The organism is Mycobacterium asiaticum (assembly GCF_001668675.1).
GTDB lineage: Bacteria > Actinomycetota > Actinomycetes > Mycobacteriales > Mycobacteriaceae > Mycobacterium > Mycobacterium asiaticum_D.
In genome coordinates this window covers 45,308-57,561 of the sequence record NZ_LZKQ01000045.1, presented here as the reverse complement: position 1 = coordinate 57,561, position 12,254 = coordinate 45,308, and the positions used below count along the sequence as shown (strand labels likewise).

The 12,254-nt window shown below is 67.5% G+C and carries 10 protein-coding genes; 3 read left to right on the top strand and 7 right to left on the bottom strand.

Features of this window, described 5'->3' with window-relative positions:
* Positions 1 to 97 precede the first annotated feature (97 nt).
* Both A9X01_RS04195 and A9X01_RS04190 read right to left on the bottom strand, forming a co-directional pair.
* The gene (locus A9X01_RS04195) at positions 98 to 433 is read right to left on the bottom strand and encodes a hypothetical protein (RefSeq protein ID WP_065119425.1); all 336 of its coding nucleotides are present in this window, start codon (positions 431 to 433) and stop codon (positions 98 to 100) included.
* Positions 434 to 526: 93 nt separating this feature from the next.
* On the bottom strand, positions 527 to 1,777 hold the full coding sequence (locus tag A9X01_RS04190) for a PucR family transcriptional regulator (protein ID WP_065119424.1): 1,251 nt from the start codon (positions 1,775 to 1,777) through the stop codon (positions 527 to 529).
* A gap of 242 nt (positions 1,778 to 2,019) precedes the next feature.
* Here A9X01_RS04190 and A9X01_RS04185 point away from each other — a divergent pair, with 242 nt between their 5' ends.
* The 3 genes from A9X01_RS04185 to A9X01_RS04175 are packed head-to-tail and all read left to right on the top strand — an operon-like array spanning position 2,020 to position 5,663.
* A complete protein-coding gene (locus A9X01_RS04185; RefSeq protein ID WP_155771922.1) occupies positions 2,020 to 2,751 on the top strand; it encodes a 1-acyl-sn-glycerol-3-phosphate acyltransferase in 732 nt (243 codons plus the stop codon).
* A 3-nt stretch (positions 2,752 to 2,754) separates the two neighbouring features.
* Entirely contained in the window at positions 2,755 to 4,377 is a 1,623-nt protein-coding gene (fadD12, locus tag A9X01_RS04180) for an acyl-CoA ligase FadD12 (protein WP_065119422.1), read from the top strand.
* Positions 4,374 to 5,663 (top strand): alpha/beta hydrolase, encoded by a 1,290-nt coding sequence (locus A9X01_RS04175; protein ID WP_065119421.1) that lies wholly within the window; start codon positions 4,374 to 4,376, stop codon positions 5,661 to 5,663. Before fadD12 ends, A9X01_RS04175 begins: the two co-directional genes overlap by 4 nt.
* On the opposite strand, the gene A9X01_RS04170 is transcribed toward A9X01_RS04175, so the two are convergent.
* The 5 genes from A9X01_RS04170 to uvrC all read right to left on the bottom strand — a co-directional run bounded on the left by A9X01_RS04170 (position 5,660) and on the right by uvrC (position 12,059).
* Complete coding sequence (locus tag A9X01_RS04170) at positions 5,660 to 7,048, bottom strand: WS/DGAT/MGAT family O-acyltransferase (RefSeq protein ID WP_065119448.1); 1,389 nt, start codon at positions 7,046 to 7,048, stop codon at positions 5,660 to 5,662. The genes A9X01_RS04175 and A9X01_RS04170 overlap by 4 nt on opposite strands.
* 127 nt (positions 7,049 to 7,175) lie before the next feature.
* The gene (gene whiA, locus A9X01_RS04165) at positions 7,176 to 8,153 is read right to left on the bottom strand and encodes a DNA-binding protein WhiA (RefSeq protein ID WP_080696807.1); all 978 of its coding nucleotides are present in this window, start codon (positions 8,151 to 8,153) and stop codon (positions 7,176 to 7,178) included.
* Positions 8,150 to 9,226, bottom strand: coding sequence for a YvcK family protein (locus A9X01_RS04160; protein ID WP_065119420.1), 1,077 nt, complete (start codon positions 9,224 to 9,226; stop codon positions 8,150 to 8,152). The genes whiA and A9X01_RS04160 overlap by 4 nt, the downstream gene beginning before the upstream one ends.
* Positions 9,223 to 10,107: an RNase adapter RapZ gene (gene rapZ, locus A9X01_RS04155; protein WP_065119419.1), complete on the bottom strand. Its 885-nt coding sequence runs from the start codon at positions 10,105 to 10,107 to the stop codon at positions 9,223 to 9,225. Before rapZ ends, A9X01_RS04160 begins: the two co-directional genes overlap by 4 nt.
* Positions 10,104 to 12,059, bottom strand: a complete 1,956-nt coding sequence (gene uvrC, locus A9X01_RS04150) for an excinuclease ABC subunit UvrC (protein WP_065119418.1) — start codon at positions 12,057 to 12,059, stop codon at positions 10,104 to 10,106. Before uvrC ends, rapZ begins: the two co-directional genes overlap by 4 nt.
* Between the last annotated feature and the right edge of the window lie 195 nt (positions 12,060 to 12,254).

Genomic DNA, 12,254 nt, shown 5'->3' with positions numbered 1-12,254 from the left:
TTACCGGCGGAATCGCCTGCAGGCTACCCCTCAGATGCCCTGCAGACGGCCCACCGGCTCAACGGGTGGTTGCCCGAGATCCGCGCCCGCAGAGGGCTCAGGGCAGCTCGCCGCCGCCGGGCGAGCAAAAGCGCCGCCGGAGGTTGCCCAGCCAGACTTCGACAGCCTCGCGCTCCTGCTGCTCGTCTTCGAGCAAGCCGCGAAATCCATGGATGTTTTCGATGTCACCGGCCACCTCGGCGGAATGGATAGCGGCGCGACATCTGACGATCCGGCGATCTATCCGACGGAGGTGCGCAGTGAGCATGGTGACGAAGTACGCCGCCTGGCGATGGTCGGCGTTCGGGTGCTTGCGGTCGGCCCGGTCGATGTTGGGCCACGGTGTCAGCGAAAACTCATGTGGCCGTTGATAATTGCTTGTAACGGCGGTCATGCCCAGCACGATATCGACGGGTGCCGTTTGCCGACCAGGTGCCGGGATAACGAAGCTTGGGCTCGCGTTCGTGCGCGCGGCACAAAACTGCGGCTACCTGGCCGCGCGCAGCACCCCCGGAGCCATCCACCGGCACACCTCTAGCGCCACCTGCACCCTGAACACCGCGTCCGGGTCGTCGAAGCTCTGTCCGGACAATTCCATTGCCTGCCCGACACGGTACTGAATCGTGTTGCGGTGCAGCGTCATCGCCTGGGCGGTGGCAACGTAGCTGCGATTCAGGGACAGGAACTGCCGCAGCGTCTCACGTAACCATTCGCCGCGCTCGTCGTCGACGGCAAGGCCGTTCAAGACATCGCCGACGTAACGGCGGAGTTCCTCTAGATCGTTGGCCATCAAGGTTATTGGGACGAGATCGCGGTAGAAGACGACCCGGTCGCCGAACCGATCGCATCCGGCGACGGCCACCGTCTTGGCTCGCTGGGCCTGCTCCATCGATGCACGGAAGCCGTGCAGCCCCTGCTCAACCCGACCGAACGCCAGGCGCACCGGAAGCTTCGCCGACGCGAGCGCAAAACGCAGCCGCGCGGCGTCGAGCGGTCGGCCCGGCGCAAACCAGAGCCTGGCTTCATGCTCGTCGGTCGGCACCATCAATGAATCCACCGCCGACCCGAGTTCCCCGGTGATCAGCGAGCGAACCCCGTCGAACAACGCCACGACCTCGGCCCCAGGCACCGTGGGCGGCACCCACGCCACCGCGGCGATGTGCCGGACGTCCAACCGATAACGCAACGCCCGCTCGGCGCGCGAAACGTCAACCGGCGCACCGGCGAGCAATTCGCCGATCCATTGCTGTTGCAGCCCGCCGCGGCGGCTCAGCCAAAGATCGTGTTCTGCCTCGTAGGCTGCGATCAACTGGTCGGCAACCAAGTCGGTAAGGCGACCGGAGCGGTTGACCAGCTCGATGATCGTGGGCGCTTGCTGCGCGGGCTCCAGCGCCGACGCGTGCCGCATCGCCACCTCCAGGAACGCGGCGAGCCCCAGCCGATGGGCGCGCACCAGCGGCGCCAGGGGGACGTCGCGCTGCGCGGCCGCGCGAGCGTATGCCAACGCCGCCGGCGGTGCCTCCAGCAGGGCCGTGGGCGCATCCCGATCCAGATAGTTGATGGCTGCGATGAAGTTCTCGGTGAGGCTCGCCCGCCACAGATCAGTCATCCGCGCGTCGTAGTCGAGCCCCTGGATTTCCACTCGCATCTTCTCGAACAACTCATCGATGAGCTGGTCGCGACATTTGTCGATCCGCCGAACGATCACCGAAATGGGTGGAGCGCCGACTCCGGTCATTCCCGTGTCCCTTCTTCGCTGTGCTGCCCCAACTGTGCTCCCCCGTGCGCAACAATGGGAGGCCTTTGCTCGGTGCCGCCTTTGTTACGCCGAGCAAACGCTGGTCGCTACCATCTAGGGACTCGACGGCAAGGGGGCCGCGAGGATAGCCCGAGGGAGCCTCAGTGAGCGAGAGCGACAGCCTGGACGTCGGAGACATCGGCAAGTTCGACCCTGGGTTGACCCAGCGCCTGATCAGCGTGATGCGGCCCATCCTCAAGACGTACTTCCGCGCCGAGGTGCACGGCCTGGACTCGTTTCCCGACGGCGGAGCGCTGGTGGTGGCAAATCACTCCGGCGGCCAGTTCCCGATGGACGTCCCGATCTTCAGCATGGGCTTCTATGACAAGTTCGGCTTCGACCGCCCCGTCCTGACGCTGAGCCACGACATCCTCTTCATGGGTGTTACCGGTGACTTCTTCCGCAAGACCGGCTACATCCGGGCCAATCGTGAGAACGCCGCGCAGGCGCTGCGGTCCGGGGGCGTGGTCGTCGTCTTCCCCGGCGGTGACTACGACGCCTATCGGCCCACCACTGCCGAGAACACCATTGATTTCAACGGCCGCAAGGGGTACGTGCGAACCGCGATCGAAGCGGGTGTGCCGATCGTGCCGCTGGTGGGCATCGGCGGCCAGGAGACCCAGCTGTACCTGAGTCGCGGCACCTGGCTGGCCCAGCGGCTGGGCCTGAAACGACTGGTGCGCAGCGACATCCTGCCCCTGTCGTTCGGGTTCCCGTTCGGGTTCAGCGCCGCGATACCGCCCAACCTCCCGCTGCCCGCCAAGATCGTGATGCAGGTGCTGGAACCGATCGACATCAAAGCGCAATTCGGCGAAAACCCCGACGTCGACGAGGTCGACGAGCACGTGCGGTCGGTCATGCAGGAGGGGCTGAACAAGCTGGCCGCCAAGCGTCGATTCCCGATCCTGGGCTGAGCCATGGCATCTCGATTCGAACAAGCCCTCGGCATCATCGACACGTTCCGGCGCGCCCGGGTGATCGCACCCATGCGGCCCGACCGCTACGTCAAGATGGCCGCGGCGATGCGCCGCGAGGGAATGGCGATGACGGTCGGTTTCGCCGGAGCAGCCCAACGCTGCCCGGACCGTCCGGCCTTGATAGACGAGCTCGGCACCCTGACTTGGCGGCAGCTGGACGAACGAATCAACGCACTGGCCACGGCCCTGCAGAAGTTGCCGACCGGGCAACCGAAAGTCATTGGCATCATGTGCCGCAACCACCGCGGCTTTGTCGAATCGCTGGTGGCCTCCAACCGCATCGGCTCCGATGTGGTGCTGCTCAACACGTCCTTCGCCGGTCCGGCGATGGCCGATGTGGTCAACCGCGAAGGCGTCGACGCGGTCATCTACGACGAGGAATTCACCGCGACGGTCGACCGCGCGATGACCGACCGGTCCGACGCCACCCGCATTCTGGCCTGGGCCGACGAGCCGCAAGGCCTGACGGTGGAGAAGCTCATCGCCGATCATGCCGGGCAGCGTCCCGAGCGCACCGGCAACAAGGGCAAGATGATCCTGCTCACCTCCGGCACTACCGGAAGCCCCAAGGGCGCCAAGCAGTCTGGCGGCGGCGCCGGGCTGGGCACGCTGAAGGCGATCCTGGACCGCACCCCGTGGCGCACCGAGGAGACCGTCGTGATTGTGGCGCCCATGTTCCACGCGTGGGGGTTCTCGCAGTTGATCTTCGCCGCGTCGATGGCGTGCACGATCGTGACCCGGCGCAAGTTCGACCCGGAAGCGACGCTGGAGCTCATCGACCGTCACCAGGCCACCGGCCTTGCGGTGGTGCCGGTGATGTTCGACCGAATCATGGAGCTGCCCGACGAGGTCCGCAACCGTTACAGCGGAAGGTCATTGCGGTTCGCCGCCGCCTCGGGGTCGCGGATGCGGCCGGACGTGGTGATCGCCTTCATGGATCAGTTCGGCGATGTCATCTACAACAACTACAACGCCACCGAGGCCGGCATGATTGCGACGGCCACGCCCGAGGATCTGCGTGCGGCCCCCGACACCGCCGGCCGTCCTGCGGGCGGAACCGAAGTCCGCATCCTGGACTCGGATTTCAACGAACTGCCAACCGGCGAGGTCGGCACGATCTATGTCCGTAACGACACGCAGTTCGACGGGTATACATCCGGCAAGACAAAGGATTTCCACGCCGGTTTCATGTCGTCCGGGGATGTCGGCTACCTCGACGAGAACGGCCGACTGTTCGTGGTCGGCCGGGACGACGAGATGATCGTCTCCGGCGGGGAGAACATCTATCCGATCGAAGTGGAGAAGACCCTCGCGAGTCATCCCGAGGTTGCCGAGGCGTCGGTGATCGGTGTCGACGACGAGCAGTACGGTCAACGATTGGCAGCGTTCGTGGTGCTGGAATCCGGCGCCTCGGCCACCGAGGAAACGTTGAAGCAGCACGTCCGCGAAAACCTCGCCAACTACAAGGTCCCCCGCTCGATCACGGTGCTAGACGAGCTGCCCCGCGGCAGCACCGGCAAGATCCTGCGCAACGAGCTGAAAGCCCGGGTGAGTGGTTCATGAACGTCCGACGGGTATTGCGCGAACTGCGTCGGCCCCGGCCGCTGACCCGCGCCGCGGTAGAGGTTGTCAACGCCGCCAACGGATTACGGCCACTCACCCGTAACCCGTACGCCTCCCCCACGGTGTTCTGGTTCGGCTGGCCGGCATCGGAAGTGCCGCTGATCTACGGCGCCGCCTCGGCGCTGGACGCGCTGCGGCGTGGCCGGCGCGGGGATTTCGCCGGGCCCAAAGGCAAAGTGGCGCTGGCACTGACGGCCGCGTCCTGGGCGATGCTCGGAGTGATCGGGTACCGCGGACTGGTCACCCCGGGGCCGGTCCTGGAAGCCGCCCTTTCCGATCAGCTGGGTCCCGACTACGCCGAAGAGCTCGCCGCCCTGCCGACACAACCCACTCAGACCGGCCGGCGCAATCCGCCGTTGCGCACCACCATGGCGCGACGCCGGTTCGTCGACAAGGAGAACATCGTCCGCTACGGCCCGCACGGGCGGTCCAATCTGGCGGACATCTGGCGGCGCCGCGACCTGGAGCGCGACGGCAAGGCACCGGTCCTGCTGCAGGTGCCGGGCGGCGCCTGGATGATCGGATGGCGCCGCCCGCAGGCCTATCCCCTGATGTCGCAACTGGTATCGCGGGGCTGGGTGTGCGTGTCGATGAACTACCGGGTGTCGCCGGTGCACACCTGGCCCGACCACATCGTGGACGTCAAGCGGGCGCTCGCCTGGGTCAAGGAGAACATCGCGGCCTACGGCGGGGACCCGAATTTCGTTGCGATCAGCGGGGGTTCGGCCGGCGGTCACCTGACCGCGCTGGCGGCGCTGACCGAGAACGACCCCAAGTTCCAGCCCGGCTTCGAGGATGCCGACACATCGGTGGTGGCGGCGGTGCCGTTCTACGGCCGCTACGACTGGTTCTCCACCGACGCGCCGGGGCGCGCGGCATTCGTCGAGATCCTCGAAAAGCTGGTTGTCAAAAAGAAATTCAGCACGCACCGCGACATCTATGTCGACGCGTCACCGATCCGCTATGTGAAGCCCGACGCGCCACCGTTTTTCGTCCTACATGGGACCGACGACTCACTGATCCCGGTCCAAGAGGCACAGGAGTTCGTCGAGGAGCTGCGCGCGGTATCGAAATCGCCGGTGGCCTACGCCGAGTTGCCCAACGCCCAGCACGCATTCGACATCTTCGGCTCGCCGCGGGCGCACAAGGCCGCCGACGCGGTCGCCCGATTTCTGTCCTGGGTGTACGTGACGAATCCGCCGTCAGCCAACGGTCAGGTCGGTTAGTCGTCCAACTTCTCGGCCGCGCGCTCCAGCTCGGCCAGCGCGGGCTCGATCGCCTTGGCCATCTCGTCGATGTCGTTGGCCACTTCCGGTGTCGTGACAAACCCGAAATCCAGGTATCCCTGGTAGGAGAAGCAGGTGATGTTCAGGGCGACGTCCATCACCGGCGGTCCGAGCGGCACCAGCGATTCGAGTTTGGCGCCGGCCATATACAGCGGCATCGGCGGACCGGGCACGTTGGAGACGACCAGGTTGATCGGTGCCAGGTTGCGCGACAGGCCGCTGGCGGTGTACGCGCGGGCGGCCAGTTGCAGCAGCCCGGGCGGCGTCGTCTCGGTGAGCCCCATGATCTGGTGCGCCGAGAGGGCCTTGGCCATTTCCTTCGCGTTCTGCGTGCTCTTGTGAATCGCCCGCAGCCGTTCGGCCGGGTCGTCGATGTCGGTCGCCAGTGACGCCGTCATCGAGCTGATCTGGTTGCCGACATCCGATTGGTTGTCATCGGTGCGGGTGGACACCGGAATCTGCGCGATCAGCGGCTTGTAGGGCAGTTCGTCGTGCTTTTCCAGGTATTCGCGAGCCGCACCGGCCACCAGCGCCAGCACCACGTCGTTGAGCTTGACCCCGAAGGCGTCCTTGACCTTTTTGGCCCGCTCCAGCTCGACGCGGGTGCCGGTGATCCGCCGGTGCGGCGACACCGGCGCGTTGAACCGGGTCTTGGGGGCGTCGAAATAACGCGACGGCCTGGTGACGCCCAGCGCCGCGATCTGCTGCCGCACCGTCTGTTCCAACAACCGGGCGATGCGGAACGGGGTCATGATGCCGACGTTGATCAGGGCGCCGAGCGCGCGCCGCTCGAGCCCCGGGATGGTGAACCCGACGAAGCCGACCGTTTCCTTCTGGGGCGGCCGCGGTTCGGGCGTGATGTCCAGCAGGATCTCACCCAGCCCGGCACCGGAGACACCATCGACGATGGCGTGGTGCATCTTGGTCAGGGTGGCGACGCGTCCGCCTTTGACGCCCTCGATGACCCACAGTTCCCACAGCGGCCGGGAGCGGTCCAGCTTGTAGGACATCAGCCGGCCGACGAGTTCGTCGACCTCGCGCCGGCCGCCGGGAGCCGGCACACCGATGCGGCGGACGTGGAAGTCGATGTCGAGTTCGTCGTCCTCGACGAACCACGGCCGGTCCAGGCCGAGCGGCGCCCCGGTGACCTTCCAGCGCAGTTGCGGGATCTCCGGTAGCCGCTCGATCAGCAATTCACGCAGTCGCTGGAAGCTGTAGTCGGGCGCGTCGCTGGGATCGCAAATCGCCAGCGCACCGACGTGCATATGCCAGCCTGCGGTTTCGGCCGACCAAAACGCCGCGTCAACACTCGAGAGCCGTTTCATCCCCCGACCGTAGCGCTCGTCCACCCGGCGAAGCCACCCAGTCTTGGCCGCGAGTCGAACGACACGGCGAAATCAGGCACCCGAAATCGCAGCCAGGTTCGGCTCGCGACCCCGCAGCGGGCGAAACTCAGGCGTCCTCGAGCAGGTCCGGAGTCACCGCCGACTCCGTGTCGGGGATGCCGTCGACCTTCGCCTTGCGGTCGGCCATTGACAGCAGTCGGCGAATGCGGCCCGCCACAGCGTCTTTCGTCATCGGCGGATCGGCCAGTCGGCCGAGTTCCTCGAGCGATGCCTGCCGGTGCTCGACCCGCAGCCGGCCGGCCGAGGCCAGATGCTCGGGAACGGTGTCGCCCAGAATCTCCAGCGCCCGCTCCACCCGTGCCGCCGCGGCCACCGCCGCGCGGGCCGAACGGCGCAGGTTGGCGTCGTCGAAATTCGCCAGCCGATTGGCGGTGGCCCGGACCTCGCGGCGCAGCCGGCGCTCCTCCCAGATCAACCGGGTGTCCTGAGCGCCCATCCTGGTCAGGAGGGCACCGATCGCCTCGCCGTCGCGCACCACCACGCGGTCGGCGCCCCGCACTTCGCGGGCCTTGGCGCTGACGCCGAGCCGACGTGCGGCACCGACCAGCGCGAGCGCGGCCTCCGGCCCCGGGCAGCTGACTTCCAGCGCCGAGGAGCGACCCGGTTCGGTCAACGAGCCGTGTGCCAGAAATGCTCCGCGCCAGGCGGCCTCGGCGTCGGCGATGCTGCCGCCGACGACCTGGGCCGGCAGCCCGCGCACCGGACGGCCGCGCATGTCGAGCAGCCCGGTCTGACGTGCCAGCGCCTCACCGTCGCTGGCGACCCGCAGCACGTAACGGGTGTTCTTGCGAATCCCGCTGGCCGACAACACATGCACCACCGCGTTGTAGCCATACAGGTCGAAGATGTCCTTGCGCAGCCGACGCGCGATGCTGCCGAGATCCACCTCAGCCTCGACGACCACGCGGCCGGCCACGATGTGCAATCCGCCGGCGAACCTCAGCAGGGAGGTGACTTCCGCGCGTCGCGCGCTGACCGACTTGACTACCAGACGGCTCAGCTCGTCCTTGACTTCGGTCGTCATCGCCACGCGTCGTCACCCCTCGGTCCGTTGCCGCCCGCTCCCTGCACGCCAGTCTCTTGACGCCCACCGTCGATCGGCATCTCTCCGGTGGCAGTGACCGGGGGCACCGCCGGGCTGCCGCCGCGCACCCGCACCGCCTCCAGGACTGCCGCCAGCTTGCCCGGGTCATGTAAAGGTGTACCAGGTCGGGCCACATCGGCGAAGTGGACCTCGGCCTGTAGCAGGGTTGCGGTGCGCCGCAGTTGGTCCCGTTCCCGATCACTGGGCACCCGTTCGGCGTCGATGATGATGTCGTCGACGGCGAACCCCGGGGCGTGCTGGGCCAGCACGTGCAGATGGCGTTCGACCGAGAAACCCGCCGTCTCCCCCGGTTCGGCCACCAGATTGAGCACCAGCGCCTTGCGGGCGGCGGTGGCCCGCAGCGCCTCGACCAGTCCGGGTACCAGGACGTGGGGAATCACGCTGGTGAACCACGAGCCGGGACCCAGGACCACCAGGTCGGCGGACAGGATCGCGTCGACGGCCTGCCGGGTGGCCGGTGGGTCGGCCGGCAGCAGCCGCACCCGCCGCACTTTGCCGGGGGTGGACGCGATGGCCACCTGGCCGCGGATCAGCCGGAACATCCGCGGATCCGACTCTAGACCGGAGACGTCGGCCTCGATCTGCAACGCGATCGGGCACATCGGCAGCACCCGGCCCTTGACGCCGAGGATGCGTCCGATCTCGTCCAGGGCAGCGACCGGATCGGCCAGCACCTCGGACAGGCCCGCCAGCAGCAGGTTGCCGATCGGATGCCCGGCCAGGGCGCCGTTGCCACCGAAGCGGTGCTGCAGGATCGTCGCCCACAACCGCCCGTACGGACTGTCGGATGCCAACGCCGCCAACGCCATCCGCAGATCTCCGGGCGGCACCACGTCCAATTCGCTGCGCAACCGGCCCGATGAGCCGCCGTCGTCGGCGACCGTCACGACCGCAGTGACGTAGGGCGTCAACCGGCGGGCGGCCGACAGCGTCGCGTACAGGCCGTGTCCGCCGCCCAGCGCGACGATGCTCTGGCTTACCGGGGAGCTCATTCGCGACCCAGATCCCGGTGCAGTGCCCGGACCGTCAGCTGGGGATCGGATCGCAGCAGCGCCATCAATGCTTCCGCGATCGCCACGCTGCGGTGCTTACCCCCGGTGCACCCGATGGCGACCGTCATATACCGCTTCCCCTCCCGCCGGTAGCCCTCGACCACCAGCGACAGCAATCGATGGTAGGTCTCGAGGAACTCGGCCGCGCCGGGCTGGCGCAGGACATAGTCGCGCACCGGCCCGTGCTGGCCGGTCAGCGGCCGCAGTTCGTCGACCCAGTGCGGGTTGGGCAGGAAGCGGACGTCCATCACCATGTCGGCGTCCATCGGCAGCCCGTACTTGAACCCGAACGACTCGACGGTGACGCTGGTGGTCGCGCCGCCGGTGCTGCCGAAGGCCCGCTCGATGCTTTCCCGAAGCCCCCGCACCGACAGGGTCGAGGTGTCGATGATCAGGTCCGCGGTGGCCCGCACCTGGGCGAGCATCCGGCGTTCGGCCGCGATGCCTTCGGCCAGGGTCTGCTCGCCCTGTAGCGGGTGGCTGCGCCGGTTCTGTTCGTAGCGGCGCACCAGCATGTCGTCGGATGCCTCCATGAACACCACGCGAGGCCGGATGTTGCGGGTGGCAAGTTCGTTGCGCACCTCGTCCAGATCTCCGGTGAACCCGCGTGACCGCACATCCATCACCACCGCGAGCTGGGTGATCCGCGAGCCCGCCGCCAACCCGAAATCGACCATGCGCGTGATCAATTGGGGCGGCAGGTTGTCGGCCACATACCAACCGAGGTCCTCGAGCACCTTGGCGGCGGTACCGCGTCCGGCACCGGACAGACCGGTCACCAGGACGACGTCGATGCCGGCCGGGACGTCCTCGTTCGTCATTCCTCGGCTCCCGCTGGGTCCGGTTGCGGTGTCGGTGCAAGGGCCTCCAGGACGGCGGTTGCGGTTGCCACGCCGATACCGGGTACGGCGGTGATCTGGTCGACGGTTGCCTCCTTGAGGCGGGCAATCGACCCGAAGTGGGTGACCAGTGCCTTGCGGCGGTGCTCGCCCAATCCGGGCACGGAGTCCAGCGCCGATGCCGTCATCCGCTTGGATCGTTTGCTGCGATGGTAGGCGATCGCGAACCGGTGCGCCTCGTCGCGGACCCGCTGCAGCAGGTAGAGACCTTCGCTGTTGCGCGGCATGATGATCGGGTCCGGCTCCGAGGGCACCCAGATCTCTTCCAGCCGCTTGGCCAGCCCGATCACCGCGACGTCGGTGATGCCCAACTCTTCCAGCACCGCGCTGGCCGCGTTGACCTGCGGCGCCCCGCCGTCGACGACGTACAGGTTGGGCGGATAAGCGAACCGGCGCGACTTACCCTCTGCGGTCAGCAGATTAGGGCCCTTCTGCTCGTTGAGGTGCCGCCAGAACCGGCGCCGGGTGACTTCGGCGATCGAGGCCACGTCGTCCGAGCGCCCCTGGCCCGCGGCCTCCCGGATGCCGAAGTGCCGGTAGTCCGACTTGCGTGGCAGGCCGTCCTCGAAGACCACCAGGGAGCCGACGACGTCGGTGCCCTGCACATGGCTGATGTCGACACACTCGATACGCAGCGGGGCCTCGGCCAAGCCCAGCGCTTCCTGGATGTTCTGCAGGGCAGCCGATCTGGCGTTGAAGTCGCCGGCACGCTTCAACTTGTGTTGCTGCAGTGCCTCTTTGGCGTTGCGTTGCACGGTCTCGGCCAGCGCACGCTTGTCGCCACGGCGCGGCACCCGCAGTGAGACCTTGGCGCCGCGCAGCCCGGACAGCCAGCTGGCCAGCTCGTCGTGATTGGACGGCAGGCACGGCACCAGCACGTCGCGCGGCACCGGGTTGACCGATTCGTCTGCCGCGCCGCCCAATTCGGCCTGCTCCCCGTAGAACTGGGTGAGGAACTGCTCGACCAACTGCTCGGCCCCGGTATCGCCGGGGTCGGCGGATTTCTCCACGATCCAGCCGCGCTGACCTCGAACCCGGCCGCCGCGGACGTGGAAGACCTGCACCGCGGCCTCCAGCTCGTCATCGGCGAAGGCCACCACGTCGGCGTCGGTGCCGTCGCCGAACACCACGGCCTGCTTCTCCATGGCTCGCTTGAGCGCGCCCAGGTCGTCGCGCAGCCGGGCCGCGCGCTCGAAGTCGAGTTGATCGGAGGCCGCGTGCATCTGCTGTTCCAGTTCGCGGGCGTACCGGTCGGTCTTGCCGGACAGGAAGTCGCAGAAGTCCATCACGATCTGCCGGTGTTGGTCCGCGCTCACCCGGCCCACACAGGGCGCCGAGCACTTGTCGATGTAACCCAGCAGGCAGGGACGGTCGATCTGGTTGTGCCGCTTGAACACTCCGGCCGAACAGGTGCGCGCGGGGAACACCCGGGTGAGCAGGTCCAGCGTCTCCCGGATCGCCCAGGCGTGCGAGTAGGGCCCGAAATACCGCACTCCCTTACGCCGCGGCCCGCGATACACCATGAGCCGGGGGAATTCTTCGTTGAGGGTGACCGCCAGCACCGGGTACGACTTGTCGTCGCGGTAACGGACGTTGAAGCGCGGATCGAATTCCTTGATCCAGTTGTACTCCAGCTGCAGCGCCTCGACCTCGGTGTTGACCACCGTCCACTCCACCTTGGCGGCGGTGGTCACCATCTGCCGGGTCCGTGGATGCAGGCTCGAGATGTCGGCGAAGTACGACGTCAGGCGGCTGCGCAGGCTCTTGGCCTTGCCGACATAGATGACGCGGCCATGCGTATCCCGGAACCGGTACACGCCCGGCTCGACCGGGATGGACCCGGGCGCGGGACGGTATGAAGCGGGATCTGGCACGTAACCAGGCTAGTGGTCGGGCCGGACCGTCAGAAAAATGGGCAACGGCCGGAGACTTCGCTGAACGCCCGCCACGCCACTTCGCCGGCGCCCGGGTCGCGGTGTTTGCGCTCCGTCCTGCAATAGCAGGTCACGCGCCGCCGGACGTGGTTGGCTGCAGGCACCCACCAGCACGCCGCTGACCAGCAGGACGGC